The sequence below is a fragment of the Altererythrobacter chaiwopuensis genome (genome assembly GCF_054957755.1).
Genome location: NZ_JBTXJG010000001.1, coordinates 317,879 through 333,634 on the forward strand (window position 1 = coordinate 317,879; position 15,756 = coordinate 333,634).

A 15,756-nucleotide genomic window follows, 5' to 3' on the forward strand; every position below is an offset into this window, starting at 1 on the left:
CGCGATGACCGCTCAGAAGGGTTCTGCCTTCCTGCTCAAGATCGGGGACGGCGCGCAGCCCCCCGTATATGACACTGTTGCCGGCCTTCGGACCACGCAGCTATCGATCAATGGCGACACGGTGGTCGTGACGCACAAGCAATCCGGCGGCTGGCGCGATCTGCTTTCCGGTGCGGGCACCCGATCGGTATCAGTCAGCGCGGCCGGTATTTTCCTGGGTAGCGCCGCTGAAAACGCCGTCCGCAGCCATGCTCTGGCCGGAACCGTCGAGGACTATGAGCTCTCGTTCGAAGACGGGAGCAAATTGCAAGGCCGCTTCCTGGTCCAGCGGCTGGATTACGCCGGGGATTTCAACGGTGAACGCAATTACACGCTCCAGCTGGAAAGCTCGGGCCCGATTGTTGCGGCATGATCCAACCGGCAAACCCGCTGCGTGGCGAAGCCAGCATCGAACTGGGCGGCAAGTGCTTCGTGCTCCGGCCCAGCTTCGAAGCTCTTGTTGCCGCCGAGGAAGAGCTCGGCTCGCTTTTCGCAATTATTGATCGGGCAGCGCAAGGCTCTCTCAAGATTTCCGAGATTGCGGGCCTGGTTTGGCATTGCCTGCCGCCGCAAGATCGGCCGCAGCGCGCGGCAATCGGCGAAGCGGTGCTCAACCTGGGCATGGTCGAAGCTGCCAAGCCGCTTCGCGCGATCTTCACCCAGGTGCTCAAGGGCCGCCAGTGAGTGACCGGTTGGCCGGCGCTCTGCCGCGTTGGATCGCTTTGGCCTCTCAGCATCTCGGCTGGACCCCGGATGTGATCTGGCAGGCCACGCCAGACGAACTGCTGATGGCGCTGAGCCATCCCGATGCCGACAGCAAACACCCGCTTACCCGCAGTGAATTTGAACATCTGATCGAAAGCGAGCGCAATGGAAGAGAAGATTGAAGAGCTGGTAATCGACGTGCGCGCAACCACGGATGGTTTCGCAAGCGACCTGGCCAAAATGCGCTCGTCGCTGGACACAACTCTGGTCGATGGCTTCGATCGCGCCGGAAATTTGCTTGAGCGCGGGCTGCTGAGCGCCATCCGCAGGGGCAGCCTGGGATTCGAAGATCTCAAGCAGGCGGCGTTCCGGGCGCTAGACCAGATCGCCGCGCAGGCGATCCAGACCGGGCTGGGTTCGATCTTCGGTGCGGGCAGCGGCGGCGGAATTGGCGGGCTGCTTGGTAGCGCGCTGGGCGGCCTGTTCGGCTTGCCGGGGCGTGCAACCGGCGGGCCGGTTTCGCCCGGGCGTGGGTACCTGGTTGGCGAACGCGGCCCGGAACTGTTCCTGCCGACAAGCGCAGGCCGTGTCGAACCCTTGCCCTCAGGCCAATCGCCTGTGCGTGACGTGAAGGTTGCCATCCAGCTTGGCGCTCCTGCCGGAACATCTGCACCCACTGCGCTGCAGCGATCCTCACGCCAACTCGCGAGCGCCGTGCGCCGTGCGTTGCAGGAAGTCTGAGAAGGAATAAGGGCTATGGCATTCTGGCTAGCGCGCAGCCGCCGCGAACAGCAAAGCTCGTTCATCCAGAGATTCGATCCACGTTTCTGGACGATCGATTTTCCGCGCCCGGCGATGGCTTCGGTCATTACCACCGGGCCTGACAGCATGCGCGTCGATTGCGAGTTCCATCACGAGGGAGAATTGGCCGGCCTTATCTGGGAGAGCGTCGATAAACTCGACCACCCCCTTCTCGCCTATGAAGCCAGCCTGGACTATTCGCGCACCACACTGTCTTTCAGGTGGCAGTCGACGGGCTTGATCCCGCTCGATCAGGCCAACGGTCCGACATTGACGATCGAAGGGCGCGACCAGGCGGGCAATGCCGCAACCTGGTTCGTGCGCCTGTGGAATTATGCCATTGGCACGCCGACCGATGCGCAAATCAGCCTGCCATTCTCGAATCTGGGCGGGGGTTGGTTCCTGCCGGGCGATCCGGTGAATGCAGCCGCGATAGACCGCATGTTCATCTCGCTCGTCCCGCCCGGCTATATCGCGTCCAGCGCCAATCTGCTTGCCCAGCGCGCCAATGGTCACGTGCTCGTTAGCGAGATCAATTGCGATGGTCACAATGCGATGCTTGAGATCGGCGACGTATTTCTGCCCGAACATGGCGAAGGGCTCGCCACTGCCTATGACGATGCTTTCAACCAAACCCCCGCACGCCTGGTGCGCAACATGTTCGGGCTCGGCTACCGCGAGGAGGTGATCCATTACGTGGGAATGAGCCACTTTCCCCGCCTCAATGGCGCAGGATCAGCTTCACTCAAAGTCGCTCAACCCGCCGCGCTTTGCACGCCAGCAGCCCAGTGGCATCAAAGCTACTTCGCAACTTGTCGCGAGTTCGGCTTTGACACGATCACTTCGCTGTCATTCGAGCTGTTCGATGAATATTGCCCCGACGACTGGAAACAGCGCACCCATGACGGCGCACCGGCGCAAACCGGGTGGGTCCCGCCTTCGACACTGCTATCGCCTGCCTCGGGCGCCGCGATGGCCTGGTTGCAGCAAGCCGCAGCCGAGTTCACAGCGCTCCAGCAGGCAGCGCTCCAGCCTGCCAAATTCCAGATCGGCGAGCCTTGGTGGTGGGTCATGGCCGACGGACGGCCATGCATTTACGATGCCGCCGCCACAACCGCCTTTGGTGGTACGCCGCCGATCATTACCGACATGCGCGCGCCGCTCGGCACGGCACAGCAAGCGCTGCTCGATCAAGCTGGCGTACTGCTCGCCCAAGCCACTGCCGATCTGGCCCAGGCCGTGCAAACCGCCGCATCGGACACGGCGGAAATCCGGCTGCTCATCTTCACACCCACGATACTCGATCCGCAGATGCCCGATATGCGCCGCGCCAATTTGCCGGGCGGCTGGGCCTACCCCGTGTATGACCGGTTGCAGCTTGAAGATTATGACTGGTTGACCGGCGGCGCCGATGCCCTGCGCAAGGCAGCCTATGCCGAAATAGACGAGCGACTGGGCTATCCGATCACCAAGCAGGATTATCTCGCCGGGTTCGTGCTCGACCCGGCAGATGCTGAGCTGATGTGGCCACGGATCGATCGAGGCCTCGATCAGGCCAGAGCGCGTGGGATTGCGCGCCGCTTTGTCTGGGCGCTGCCGCAAATTGCCCGAGACGGCTACACCCGACTTGCTCCACCAGCAGAGGAAACCATGCAAGCATTCGACAATGTGCTCTATCCCTTCGAGCTTGGGCGGGCTGCCAGCGTCAGCCCCGAATTTTCCACCTCGGTACTGGTCACCGCATCAGGGCATGAACGGCGCAACACACTGTGGTCTGATGCCCGGCTCCATTTCGACGTCGGACCCGGGATTCGGTCAGAAAAGGAACTTTCACAGCTTATTGCCTTTTTCCGCGCACGGCGCGGTGCAGCGCGCGCCTTCCTGATCAGCGATCCGTTCGATTTCAGCAGCAACGGTATGACCGACAGCGCCACGGCCAATGACCAATTACTCGGCACGGGCGACGGCAGCATATCGCAGTTTCAACTGGTGAAGCGTTATGGCGAAAGCGACCCGCAAGTCCGCCCCATCACCCGCCCTCAAAGCAGCACAATACGGGTAAGCGTTGATGGTGCCGAAGTGTTCAATTGGTCGCTTCTGGAAGGCGGGAAGATCGAGTTCGATTTACCGCCAGCTAGCGGCGCGGAGGTGCGTGCTGGCTTCCTGTTCGACATTCCCGTTCGTTTTGCCGAGGATCGAATCGATGTTTCGGGCTTCAATTTCCTGGCGGGGGAAGCCCCCAGCATCCCGCTGGTTGAAGTGCGCGAGGCCATCTGATGCCTGTTTTCTTCAAGCAAGAGCTTGAGCCTGTCACAACATTCTGGCGCATTTATCGCAGCGACGGTGTGACGCTTGGCTTCACAAGCCACGACCGCGACCTGTTCTTCGCGGGACTGATGCACCGTGCTGCTCCAGGCATGGTCCCATCTGCCATCCGCCGCACCCGTGACCTGTCACCGGACAGTGCCGAAGTGAGTGGCGCGATCTCGCATGATTCGATCAGCCAATTCGACCTTGAAGCCGGGCTGTTCGACGAAGCGACCATCGAGATCGGCGCGGTGAATTGGGAGAGCCTGGCCTTCGACGTGATCTTCGCCGGTAATCTTGGCCGCATGGAAGAAGGACGCAGCGCCTTTACTGCCGAACTCAAGTCAGCAAAAGCACTTCTCGAACGCGATCTTGTCCCGCGCACCAGCCCTACATGTCGTGCGGGTTTCTGCGACAAGAGTTGCGGCCTTTCCGCTGCTCGCTTCACGCAGCTAAAATCAACCAGCAGCATCGATATTGACGCGAACCGTGTGCAAATAAACGGCATCACCCCATCGAAGTTTCTCGATGGACAGCTCCGCTTTCGAACCGGCCCGCAAACCGGCCTGGTATTCTGCATCATTGCTGTCGACGCATCTGGGTTCTTGCTCGATCGGCCGCTGGCAACCGGCACCGCGCAGCAACTTCCGGTCGAGCTCCGAGAAGGCTGCGATCATCGCTTCGAAACTTGCAGCAATCGCTTTTCCAACAGCGTCAATTTTCGCGGTGAACCTTTCCTGCCCGGCAACGACCTGCTGGCACGATACCCCAAACCGCAATGACAAGGGCGGGCGGGCGTGTCGCCGAAGCGGCTGCGGCCATGATCGGCACTCGTTTTCGCCTTCACGGCAGGCATCCGTGCCACGGCCTCGACTGCGTCGGCCTGGTTGTCTGCGCACTTGCGGCAAGCGGACACCCGATCAAATTGCCAATGGGCTACCGCTTGCGCAACAATTCGATCGAAAGCCAGCTGGCAGCTGCCGCGGCGGGTGACATGGTGGAAGTTTCAGGCGGCTTGCTGCCCGGCGACGTCGTGATGGCAATCCCCGGGCCCACGCAGCATCACCTGCTGATCGCCGAAACCCCGCGCTCCTTTGTCCACGCCGATGCCGGGATTGGCAGAGTGGTCAGAACCTTCTCGCCACTGCCCTGGCCGGTTGCGAGACGCTGGCGGATCAAGCCCGACATCTGAGGATTTCCAGTCATGGCAACTATATTGCTTACCGCTGTCGGCACCTTTGCCGGCGGCCCGCTCGGTGGGGCGATAGGAGCGCTTGCCGGGCGCCAGATCGATGCCGCGATCGCAGGCAACCCTGCCCGCGCCGGGCCGCGCCTGAAAGAGCTCTCCGTGACGACTTCCAGCTATGGTCAGCCGGTCGCCCGCCACTTCGGCCGTGTGCGGGCTTCAGGAACGGTGATCTGGGCCACAGAGCTCGTCGAAACAAGCGAGACCAGCGGCGGCGGAAAGGGCAAGCCAAAGTCGACCAGCTTCAGCTACTCGATTTCCTTCGCAGTGGCATTGTCGAGCAGGCCGATACAATCGGTTGGCAGGATCTGGGCTGATGGCAATCTGCTGCGCGGCAGCGCAGGCGACCTGAAAGCGGGAGGTCTGCTGAGAATTTACAATGGGTATCGCGACCAACTGCCCGACCCGCTGATTTCGGCTGCACTGGGATTAGAGGCACCGGCGTTTCGCGGCCTTGCCTATGTTGTCTTTGAAAATCTGGCGCTCGGCGATTTCGGAAACCGCATTCCGGCGCTGACATTCGAAATCTTCGCCGATGAGCAAGGGCCAATCGCCCTATCGGACATTGCGCCAGATACGATTGCGGTCGGCACATTGGGTGAGCTTCCGGAATTGCTTGGCTTTTCCGATGAAGGGGGAGATCTCGCAGGGACGCTAAGCATCGTCGATCAGGTTTTCGATATTGCGAGCGTTGCCGATGGAAAGGGCCTCTCGCTGAAGCGGGTGTCCGCTGATCAAGTCCAGATTATCGAATTGCCAGAGGAGATTACGGTCCGGGAAACGCGAACGTCAACTGCCAGCCAGGGACGCGAACGGACGCGCGCTACCGGCATCACCGGGGCCCCTACTGCACTCAGGTATTATGATCCGGCTCGTGATTATCAGATCGGAATTCAACGGGCGCTTGGCGACCCGCGAAAAGGCCTGGAGCGCGCCGTCGAATTCCCTGGCACACTGGCAGCACAGGACGCACGGTCTCTAAGCTTGAAGATGGCGCAGGATGCTCGCTGGCGCAGAGAGCAGCTGACCTGGCGCATCGCTGAGCTGAACCCTGAGCTGATACCGGGAAAAATCGTCAGGTTGCCGGGGCAGCCCGGTCATTGGGTGATCGCGAGCTGGGAATGGCTAAACAGCGGCGTCGAGTTGGCGCTGGAACGCATTGTACCGGCCAGTCCCACCAGCTTGCAGGCCGATCCGGGCACACCGATGCTCCCGATAGACATACCTTGGGCGTCAAGCTGGCTATGGACCTTCGAATTGCCACAGGACGGAACGGGCGCGGGTGCGAACGGGGCATACTTTGCGGCGCTTTCCGCAGAAAACGCGGGTTGGCCAGGGGCCTCGCTTTATCTTGATCAAGCAGGTGCGTTATTGCCGCTCGTGGGAACAAGCCGGAATCGCAGTGTAGCCGGAACGCTGGCTTTGCCGCTTGCTGCGTCAAAATCGCAAATCCTTGAGCAGCGTTCGATTATCGAGGTCGAGCTGATTGCAGGCGATCTGGGCTTTGCGTCCAGCACCGCCGCCGGATTGGCAGCTGGCGCAAACAGGCTCCTGATAGGAGCTGAAGTTGTCCAGTTCCTGGAGGCCGAACAACTGACCGAGACACGCTGGAAGCTTTCCGGCCTGCTTCGCGGTCGCGGCGGAACCGAGCACCATGCCCTTGCGGGACATCCGGCCGCACGCGAAGTCGTGCTGCTGGATGATACGCTCATACAGCTCGACGCAGGCCTGATTGCAGGTACTGCCGCGCAAGTTACAGCGATCGGCCTTGGAGACGATCAGCCCGTAGTCAGCCGATTGCAGCCAAGCGGCATCTCTCTCAATCCGCCCGCTCCGGTCCATGCGCGCATGACGTTGCAAGCGAATGGCGACTGGCACTTGCGCTGGGCCAGGCGTGGGCGCGGCCAATGGCGCTGGCCTGATTTGGTTGACACGCCGCTGGTTGAAGAGAGCGAGCTATACCAGATCGGGCTCGGCCCAGTGGAAACGCCGCTCGTTGACTGGACTGTCACCACAGCCGAGCTGCTGATCGACATTGCGACGATCACCCAACTCGCCGCCATCCATGGCACCGAAGCGCTGTGGGTTCGACAAATCGGGACCTACGGCAAATCTCCAGCAACATTCATCGCCAGTATTATTTGACCTTTAGTGGAACACGCAATGACCCAACCAAGCATCTTCAACAGCACTACACCCCGCTTCTCATTACCGTTACTATTCGCGGGCCAGGCTCAAAAAGAGTTTTTCGTCAATGAAGCACATGTACTGATCGATGTCCTGATGCACATGTCAGTAATGGGGCTGGCTTCAACTCCGCCGTCGACGCCAGCCGAGGGGGAGTGCTGGCTGGTCGATGCAACGCCCGTTGGAGAGTGGGCGGGGCACATTGATTCCATTGCCTTCTTTGCGGCCGGCGCCTGGAGTTTTCTCAATCCCGTTCCAGGCATGCGGGTATTCAACATCAGCCGCGGGCAATATCACCTGTTCGACGGTACGTGGAATGCTTCTGTTGCGGTCGCAATTCCGACCGGCGGTGCAACCGTGGATACTGAGGCGCGCCAAGCGATCGAAGGCCTCCTTTCAGCGCTACAGTCGCAAGGGATTTTGCCAAGTAGTTGAGGGAACCAAACCTGATATCGGGACGTTCCAACCCTAGCGGGATTATATAGGCGCTGGATCACATGATCTCGCCCTTTGAAGCTTTAATGCAACAGTTCCAAACTAATGTCTGCTTGCCTCCGCCCCGCCAAGAGGTTAGAAGAAACTACGACTTTTAGTTTGTACGTGAGAAAGGGAATTTAACTATGCGCAGACTTGTCATGGGACTGGCGATGGCGTCGACGGCGCTTGCCACGCCTGCACTTGCCCGCGATGGCCAATGGTATGTTGGCGTTGATGGCGGCGTGATGCTCGTTGAAGACACGAAAGCAAAATCGACTGACAATGCAGCGGTTAATATCGCGCATGACGAAGGTTTCGACGTCGGTGGCGTGGTTGGCTATGATTTTGGCGGTTTCCGGCTTGAGTCCGAAGCCAGCTACCGTGAAGCGGACCTCGATACGATCAGCAATAGCTCAGAGCAGTTCGAAGGTCAGGGCAAGGGCAATTTCCTGAGCTTCATGCTCAATGGTTTGCTCGACTTTGGGCCTGATGACGGACTTCAGGGTTTTGTCGGCGGGGGTGTTGGCGTTGCGCGCTCGGATCTCACGGGAACGATCGACTCCAACGGTCCGGATCTTTACAATGACTCGGACACGGGCCTCGCTTGGCAGGTTCTGGCTGGCATTCGTGCGCCGTTGAGCGGGAACTGGGATGTTGGCCTGAAGTATCGTTACTTCAACGCTCCCGACGTGAACATTGTCGATGTGACTGGCAGTGCGCTCGAAACCAATATTACCACGCACTCTATACTGGGTTCGTTGATTTACAATTTCGGCGCGGAAGCACCACCTCCTCCTCCGCCTCCGCCGCCACCTCCTCCGCCTCCTCCGCCGCCGCCTCCCCCGCCGCCGCCGCCGCCTCCCCCGGCTCCGGTATGCAACACGGGCCCGTACATCGTCTTCTTTAACTGGGACGAATCGGACATCACGCCGGAAGCCGCGACGGTGCTCGATAACGCTGTTACCGCTTATGCCGATTGCGGCACGGCAAGTGTGATGCTGGCAGGACACACTGACCGTTCGGGTACGGTGACCTACAACATGGGGCTGGCAGGACGTCGCAATGCTTCGGTCCGCGAATACTTGGGCGGGCGCGGCATTCCTGACAACCGTATTGCCAGCGAAGCCTTTGGCGAATCGCAGCCTCGCGTTCCGACCGAAGATGGTGTGCGCGAACTTCAGAACCGTCGGGTTGAAATAACCTACGGCCCCGGTTCGGGCATGTAAGCTTCGGCTCTCGTCAGAAAGCTGAAAACTCTGAAAGGGGCCGGAGCAATCCGGCCCCTTTTACGTTATAGGCAAGGCATGGGAGTAATAAGGGAAGTGACATGCGAAGAAGTATTTCTACATTTGCAATCGTCGTCATCAGCCTGACTGCCGGATGTGGAGTACCCAGCAACAGCGGAGAATCGACTGAAGCTGGGGCGAAAAGACAGGTCCTCGCAGAGGGAACATTCATGGACCGAGATGGAGCGGAATTGGGAACTGTTCATTTCATCCAGGATAAAGGTGCGGCAATCATTGATTTTTCAATCGCGGGGTTGCGGTCAGGTGAGCATGCAATCCACCTTCATACCAACGGTCTTTGCGAAGCGCCTGAGTTCGTGTCAGCAGGTGGTCACCTCAATCCATCAGGCGCAACACATGGAAGCCTGAGCGAAGGTGGAAAACATCTGGGCGATCTGCCCAACATCGAAATCCCTGGCACGGGCTCACTTGCCCAGCAAATCGTGATCGATGGCGACTTGGCCTCGATCCAGTCCGCAATATTCGACGAAGACGGAACTTCAGTCATGATTCACGCCGACCGGGACGACTATATGACCGATCCGGCCGGGAATGCCGGTCCACGCATTGCTTGTGCCGTTCTCAACCCCGCAAGCTAGCTTCTGGGCCATTCTCGCGAATCTGAATTGGACTCAGGACTCATCGAGCGCCTGGCCGGGCCCTTATGAGTCCTTCCTTGCCTAAATCCCTGTTTCCCCAGCAGCCCTGGCTCGCGAAAGTAATGTCGCACTTGCACGAGGGACCAGCCTGATAGCTCCGGTAACCAGGGCAACGCCGATTGGCATGATCCACAGGGTGGAGATTACGCCCTTGGAAAGGTCCTCGTTGTTGATTGATGAAACATAGCCGGCGAGATAGGGCCCCAAGGCCAGGCCAACCAAGGTAGTGGCCAGAAAAAAGGTCGCCGTTGCGACGCCGCGCATCCGCGGCAAGACAAGCGACTGGCTCGTCGCCGCTGCGGCCCCGAGCGCAGAGGCGGTTAGGAATTGAGCAAAGAACGCCAGGATGAAGAAAAGTGTCAGGTTGTCAGTGGTGAACAGCCAGTATGCCACCGGCACCGGACTCACCAGGCCAAACATCACCACGTACAAGCGCCCGGCCGGATCGCGCTCAAACAGCCAATCGGCTACACGCCCGCCTAGCGTGACCCCGAGAAATCCCGCTACTGCGCTCGGTCCACCGATCCAGAACCCCAGGCTCCCCTTGTCAATATCAAAGACGCGTTCTGCATAAGGTGCAGTCCAATACGCACTCGCATAAGCCATAAATGCGACCGTGCCGTATCCAAGAATCGTGCACATGAATGCCGCAGACCCCCAGGTCAGCCGGAAAGTCGGCAAGTCGCGGCTGCGCAGCGAACTCGCCCAGCAGAATACCGCATAGTATCCGATCGCCAGCAGGGTCCACTGATCGGTGATCGGCGCGTAGATCAATCCCTCACCCGAATCGAGCAACTCAGTAAGCAGTTTCGCAAAGCCGAATGAAATTGCCAGAACGGCGACATTAAGCGCCAATGCACCTCCGCCTCGCCGTGCGGCACCCAGAATCGTGAAGGGCGGGATTACAGTCAGAAGCTCCGTCACAAAACCACGAAACGGCGCCGGGTCCGATGGAGTTTTTATGCCATCGATGGCTCCGCGGATCGGCTCCCTGAGCGTCAATACCCAAAGCGCCAAGAGCAGGCCCGGCAGACCTACCGCAATGAATGCTGCTTGCCATCCGGCGAGATTGAGCGGCCCTCCATCGGGAAAGGCTTCATTCCATCGCTCCACGATCAAGCCGCCGATAAGGAGCGAGATGCCTCCACCGATATAAAGCCCCGAACTATAGATCGCGAGCGCGGTGGCGCGAAGTCGCGCAGGGAACCAATCCGAGATCAGTGAATAGGCCGAAGGGCTGGCAGTTGCTTCGCCAACCCCTACCCCCACCCTGGCCACAGTCAGTGTAGCTGTATCGCGCGCGAAACCGGAAAAAGCTGTCATTGATGACCAAAGCGTAAGGCCGATGGCCATAAGCCGAACACGTTTCCAGCTGTCCGCCAGCTTCCCTAGCGGGATGCCGAACAGGGCATAAAAAATGGCAAAAGCGGTGCCGTATAGAAAGCCGAGATAAGCGTCATCAACGCCCAGGTCTGCCTTGATGTCATTGGCCAATATGGAGAGAATCTGTCGGTCGATGAAGTTCAATACGTAGACGAGAACCAGAACCCCTAGCGCGTACCAGCTATAGGCAGGCACCCCTTGGGCTTCGATCTCGGCGGACTCGTGCCGAGCGGCCTGTTCCGACATGCAATTCTCCTGAAAGCGGCGGCCAGTCAAGCCGCATAGCGGGTGCTATCGTGAACGCCCGCTTGGGCAAACCCCTTTTTTCGCAGTCGACAAGAATCGCACAATCCACATGCCGTTCCCGCTTCCGTGGGATCATAACACGACCAACTCCAGACCGGATCCAACCCCAACCTGGAACATTCTGACGCAATGTCCGCTTTGGTCATGTATTGAAGCGGAGCGTGAATCTGGAAAGCTTGGCCCTCTACTCCGGCCCTGGTGCCCAACCGCGCCGTTTCCGCGAAGCTGGAAATGAACTCCGGACGACAATCAGGATAACCCGAATAGTCGAGAGCATTGACGCCAATGTAGATATCGCGCGCATTGGCCGCCTCTGCTGCGGCAACAGTCAGTGAAAGAAATACGAGGTTGCGGGCCGGAACGTAGGTCACCGGAATCGATGCCTCAACTCCAGTCTTGGGGACATCGATATCCGCTGTCAGCGCCGACCCGCCAAAAGCGCGCAGGTCGAGCTCCAGTTCGATATGACGTTCTACCCCCAGCTTCTCGGCGATCCGCTTCGCCGCTTCCAGCTCGCGCCGATGGCGTTGACCATAGTCGATCGACAGCGCGTGGAGCGGATGCCCGCGTTCCTTCGCAATTGCTGCGGTAACCATGGAATCAAGCCCGCCGGAAAGCAGGACCAAAGCCGGCCCGGCCTCAAAATGCCTACTATCAGTCATCGATCCGGATTAGCGTTTGGCTCAACGGATGCAAACCCAAAGTCCCTGGCGGAAGGGTGAGGTTCAGCCCGATGACTACTCGCAGCTGCCGGTTCGCCGTGCCTCGGCCACCAAATGGAAGGGAAGGCCGCCCGCGATACCCTGGCTCTCTATCTGAGCCAATGTGGCCGTTTCGCGCCTGACGCTTGTTCGGCCGTAGCCGTTTCCGCGACAGGTATACTGCACCGTCGTCAGTCCCGGCGCATCATCCACCACAAAACGGCTGCAATTGCGTTCCTGGTGCTGGAGCTGGATCAATTCCTCGCCTGAGCGAAGGCAAATCTTGCGTGCGGGCGAACCGTCACGAAAGCGAACGGTCCACTCGCCCTTCTGCAGGCTGTCAAACACGACCGGATGCTTTGGCTGTGCCTGCCCATGGGCAACAGCAGCCCCCGTGGCCAAAGCCACCCCGGCAATCACAGTCAACCATTTACGAGCGTTCAACATTCCAAAGTCCAAGCCATTTTTTCCGCGTGTATTGACCCCCATGCTAGCTAACTAGCGATAAACCGGTCCTGAACAGCGGCGAACCGAATTAGTGGCGAAGAACGAACTCACGCGAACAAAAAGCGCAGTCCACCACGATTTCACCTGCATCGTTGCGCATTTCATCGCGCTCGGAATGCGGGAATCGGGCAATGACACTTTCGAAATGCGCCACAGTGCAGCGGCAGCCCTTGGATAGGCGCGCGCCGGGCTCTGCCCTGATCTCGCCTTCCTCGTGGAACAACCTCCACGCGATAGCCTCCATCGACAACGCAGGATCGACCAGTTCGGCATGGCTGAGGGTTCCCGCCAATATTGCGACGTGCTCCCAGTCAGGATGATCCGGTTGCGCGTTCAGCCGCTCGCGCCCTTCCTCTCCTGCGGGCAAATGCTGAAGCAGTAATCCACCTGCTACACATCCGCTTTCTGTTGCCCGCGCCCCCACCTTGAGCAAAGTCGGAACTTGTTCCGACTGATAGAAATAACGCTCACACGCGGCAGCCAAGGACGCCCCCTCCAGCGGCACAATCCCCTGGTATCGCTGACCTTTGCCAGTCTCGAAGGTAACGGCAAGCGCTCCCTGCCCGAACAGCGCCGCAAGCGACGTATTCGCGCCCAGCCCCTTGAGCGCGGCCGAGTCAAAATCGGCATAGCCGCGCAACTCGCCATCGCGACAGTCGCAAACGAGCAAGCGCACCGGCCCCTGCTGCGTTTGCGCCTGCATCGTCAGCTGTGCACCTTCCTCTTTCAGCAGGCTTCCCATCAGAGCCGCAATCACCAGAGCTTCCGCCAGTAGGTGCTTGACCGGTGCAGGGTAATCATGCGCGCTGAGGATTTCATCGAGCACACGATCCAGCCTCACTGCGCGTCCGCGCGCATCGCGAGACGGCAGACTGAAGCCAAGAATCTGGTCTGCAAAGGTTTCAGGCAAGTCTTTCATGCGGGCAATATGGGCCATGGGCAGCAGAAGATAAGAGCCCGGCGTGCCAAAGGTTCAGAGTTGACCAAAGCACCAGCGCAGCACCGCCTTTTGCGCGTGGATGCGGTTTTCCGCTTCGTCGAACACAACCGATTGCGGGCCTTCGAACACGCTTTCAGTTACTTCATCCCCGACATGCGCCGGCAAGCAATGCAGGAAGATTGCATCAGGTTTTGCCCTGCCCATCAACGCATCATTGACCTGATAGGGCGCCATTGCGGCGAGCTTTTCCTCAGCATGTGCCTGCCCCATCGAAATCCAGGTGTCGGTCGCAATGACATCCGCGCCCTGCGCCGCAGCGGCTGCATCCTGAGTAAGCGTGACAATCGATCCGCTTGCCCGCGCCATGTCCACAAATTCCGGTTCCGGCTCATAACCCTTCGGGGTGGCCACTCTTACGTTGAACTTCATCAATGCAGCCGCTTCAAGGATCGAATGCAGCACATTGTTGCCATCGCCGAACCATGCGACCTCTAGCCCAGGCAGAGGCTTGCCGTGCTCGATCACTGTCAGCAGGTCTGCCACGATCTGGCATGGATGCGACCGATCGGTGAGGCCGTTGATCACCGGTACACTGGCATGCTGCGCCATTTCCTCGATCTTGGCATGGTCGTCAGTTCGCAGCATGATCGCATCAACCATTCGGCTGAGCACGCGCGCAGTATCGGCTATGGTCTCGCCGCGACCGAGCTGGCTCGACGCCGCATCTAGGACCAGCGTGCCGCCGCCAAGCTGGCGCATGGCGATATCGAAGCTCACCCTTGTCCGGGTCGAACTCTTTTCAAACACCATCCCCAGCACCCGCCCCGAGAGCGGATGATCGGTATCGGGTTCACCTTTCGGCAAAGCCTTGCGAGCTGACTTGCGGTCGATCGCGTCGTTCAGCATCGCAGCGATTGCGTCTCCACCCGCATCGCGGAGATTGAGGAAGTGACGCGGCTGCGACATCACGCATCCGGCGAATAGCTCGCCGTCCCAGCCGAAAGCCTTTCAAAAAATTCGTCAATTTCGGCGTCGCCGATTACCAGCGGCGGCAGCACCCGCAGCGTGTTGTCGCCGGCAGCTACGGTCAGCAATTGGTGATTGTCGCGCAGGTGGACAAAGAACGGCCTGCTTTCGGCCTTCATCTTGATCCCCAGCATCAAACCCCTGCCGCGCACGAGTTCGAACAATTCGGGATAATTGCCGATGAACTGCTCAAGCCGGCTGCGCAGGCGTTCGCCCTTCTCGCGCACCGATGCGAGAAACTCATCATTGGCGACAGCTTCCATCACCGCACTTCCAGCAGCCATCGCCAGCGGATTACCGCCGTAAGTCGAGCCATGCGTGCCAAACACCATGCCGCGCGCCGCCTTTTCCGTCGCCAGGCATGCGCCAAGGGGAAAGCCGCCACCGATTCCCTTGGCCGTCGCCAGGATATCGGGCTCGATCCCGTATTTTTCATAGGCGTAGAGCGTACCGGTCCGCGCGACCCCGCATTGCACTTCATCGAGCACCAGCATCAGATCGTGCTGGTCAGCCAGTTCGCGCAGGCCCTTCATGAAGCTGTCAGATGCCGGGCGAATACCGCCTTCACCCTGGATCGGCTCTACCAGGAACCCAGCCGTATGCGGGCCCATCAATGCCTTGGCCGATTCCAGATCATCGAACTCGGCGTATTTGAAGCCCGCAAGCAGCGGGGAGAAGCCGTGGTGCATCTTTTCCTGATTGGATGCACTGATTGTGGCCATGGTGCGCCCGTGAAAGGCGTTCTTGAATGTGATCAGTTCAAACCGGGTCTCATCACCATCATGCTGGTGATAGGCGCGCGCGGTCTTGATCGCGGTTTCAACTGCTTCAGCACCCGAATTGGTGAAAAAGACCGTGTCGGCAAAGGTGTTGTCAACCAGCGTCTGCGCCAGTTTCTCGCCTTGCGGGCTGCCGTAAAGGTTCGAAACATGCATCAGGGTTTCAGCCTGTTGCTGGATCGCCTTGATCAGGCCCTGATGCGAATGTCCGAGCAGGTTTACCGCGATACCGCTGGCGAAATCGAGATATCGCGTGCCGTTTTCATCAATCAGATGACAGTGCTCGCCGCGCACCGGGCGCACACCGCAGCGGGGATAGACAGGCATCAGGGGAGAGATCGACATGGGTGGAACCTCAGGCAATTTTCGAATCGGACAAATGAGAAATGGCGGCCCCAAGGACCGCC

17 protein-coding genes are annotated in these 15,756 nt (G+C 59.5%); 11 read left to right on the plus strand and 6 right to left on the minus strand.

Features of this window, described 5'->3' with window-relative positions; genetic code table 11:
* The first annotated feature begins 4 nt into the window (after positions 1 to 4).
* The 11 genes from ACX2DJ_RS01650 to ACX2DJ_RS01700 all read left to right on the plus strand — a co-directional run bounded on the left by ACX2DJ_RS01650 (position 5) and on the right by ACX2DJ_RS01700 (position 9,647).
* Entirely contained in the window at positions 5 to 412 is a 408-nt protein-coding gene (locus ACX2DJ_RS01650; protein ID WP_462570612.1) for a phage tail tube protein, read from the plus strand.
* A complete protein-coding gene (locus tag ACX2DJ_RS01655; RefSeq protein ID WP_462570614.1) occupies positions 409 to 723 on the plus strand; it encodes a gene transfer agent family protein in 315 nt (104 codons plus the stop codon). The genes ACX2DJ_RS01650 and ACX2DJ_RS01655 overlap by 4 nt, the downstream gene beginning before the upstream one ends.
* The gene (locus tag ACX2DJ_RS01660; RefSeq protein WP_462570615.1) at positions 720 to 926 is read left to right on the plus strand and encodes a phage tail assembly chaperone; all 207 of its coding nucleotides are present in this window, start codon (positions 720 to 722) and stop codon (positions 924 to 926) included. Before ACX2DJ_RS01655 ends, ACX2DJ_RS01660 begins: the two co-directional genes overlap by 4 nt.
* Positions 910 to 1,485: a tail tape measure protein gene (locus ACX2DJ_RS01665; protein ID WP_462570616.1), complete on the plus strand. Its 576-nt coding sequence runs from the start codon at positions 910 to 912 to the stop codon at positions 1,483 to 1,485. The genes ACX2DJ_RS01660 and ACX2DJ_RS01665 overlap by 17 nt, the downstream gene beginning before the upstream one ends.
* Positions 1,486 to 1,500: 15 nt before the next feature.
* Entirely contained in the window at positions 1,501 to 3,822 is a 2,322-nt protein-coding gene (locus tag ACX2DJ_RS01670; RefSeq protein WP_462570618.1) for a DUF2460 domain-containing protein, read from the plus strand.
* Positions 3,822 to 4,634, plus strand: a complete 813-nt coding sequence (locus ACX2DJ_RS01675) for a phage/gene transfer agent baseplate hub protein (protein WP_462570619.1) — start codon at positions 3,822 to 3,824, stop codon at positions 4,632 to 4,634. The genes ACX2DJ_RS01670 and ACX2DJ_RS01675 overlap by 1 nt, the downstream gene beginning before the upstream one ends.
* Positions 4,631 to 5,044, plus strand: a complete 414-nt coding sequence (locus ACX2DJ_RS01680; RefSeq protein WP_462570621.1) for an NlpC/P60 family protein — start codon at positions 4,631 to 4,633, stop codon at positions 5,042 to 5,044. Before ACX2DJ_RS01675 ends, ACX2DJ_RS01680 begins: the two co-directional genes overlap by 4 nt.
* Before the next feature lie 12 nt (positions 5,045 to 5,056).
* Complete coding sequence (locus ACX2DJ_RS01685; RefSeq protein ID WP_462570622.1) at positions 5,057 to 7,243, plus strand: GTA baseplate fiber-binding domain-containing protein; 2,187 nt, start codon at positions 5,057 to 5,059, stop codon at positions 7,241 to 7,243.
* Between the two features lie 18 nt (positions 7,244 to 7,261).
* Complete coding sequence (locus ACX2DJ_RS01690) at positions 7,262 to 7,720, plus strand: DUF2793 domain-containing protein (protein ID WP_462570624.1); 459 nt, start codon at positions 7,262 to 7,264, stop codon at positions 7,718 to 7,720.
* A gap of 185 nt (positions 7,721 to 7,905) precedes the next feature.
* Positions 7,906 to 8,988, plus strand: coding sequence for an OmpA family protein (locus tag ACX2DJ_RS01695; protein WP_462570626.1), 1,083 nt, complete (start codon positions 7,906 to 7,908; stop codon positions 8,986 to 8,988).
* Between the two features lie 101 nt (positions 8,989 to 9,089).
* Complete coding sequence (locus tag ACX2DJ_RS01700; protein ID WP_462570628.1) at positions 9,090 to 9,647, plus strand: superoxide dismutase family protein; 558 nt, start codon at positions 9,090 to 9,092, stop codon at positions 9,645 to 9,647.
* Between the two features lie 81 nt (positions 9,648 to 9,728).
* Here ACX2DJ_RS01700 and ACX2DJ_RS01705 read toward each other — a convergent pair whose 3' ends face one another.
* The 6 genes from ACX2DJ_RS01705 to ACX2DJ_RS01730 form a co-directional block, all read right to left on the minus strand.
* Positions 9,729 to 11,336, minus strand: a complete 1,608-nt coding sequence (locus tag ACX2DJ_RS01705) for an MFS transporter (protein ID WP_462570629.1) — start codon at positions 11,334 to 11,336, stop codon at positions 9,729 to 9,731.
* Positions 11,337 to 11,362: 26 nt separating this feature from the next.
* A complete protein-coding gene (gene queC / locus ACX2DJ_RS01710; RefSeq protein WP_462570631.1) occupies positions 11,363 to 12,058 on the minus strand; it encodes a 7-cyano-7-deazaguanine synthase QueC in 696 nt (231 codons plus the stop codon).
* Positions 12,059 to 12,133: 75 nt separating this feature from the next.
* Positions 12,134 to 12,544 carry a DUF3617 domain-containing protein gene (locus tag ACX2DJ_RS01715; RefSeq protein ID WP_462570632.1) on the minus strand — a complete coding sequence of 137 codons (411 nt, stop codon included), beginning with the start codon at positions 12,542 to 12,544 and terminating at the stop codon, positions 12,134 to 12,136.
* 88 nt (positions 12,545 to 12,632) lie between these two features.
* On the minus strand, positions 12,633 to 13,541 hold the full coding sequence (gene hslO / locus ACX2DJ_RS01720; RefSeq protein WP_462570633.1) for an Hsp33 family molecular chaperone HslO: 909 nt from the start codon (positions 13,539 to 13,541) through the stop codon (positions 12,633 to 12,635).
* A 36-nt stretch (positions 13,542 to 13,577) separates the two neighbouring features.
* On the minus strand, positions 13,578 to 14,510 hold the full coding sequence (argF, locus tag ACX2DJ_RS01725; RefSeq protein WP_462570635.1) for an ornithine carbamoyltransferase: 933 nt from the start codon (positions 14,508 to 14,510) through the stop codon (positions 13,578 to 13,580).
* Positions 14,510 to 15,694 (minus strand): aspartate aminotransferase family protein, encoded by a 1,185-nt coding sequence (locus ACX2DJ_RS01730; protein ID WP_462570636.1) that lies wholly within the window; start codon positions 15,692 to 15,694, stop codon positions 14,510 to 14,512. Before ACX2DJ_RS01730 ends, argF begins: the two co-directional genes overlap by 1 nt.
* Between the last annotated feature and the right edge of the window lie 62 nt (positions 15,695 to 15,756).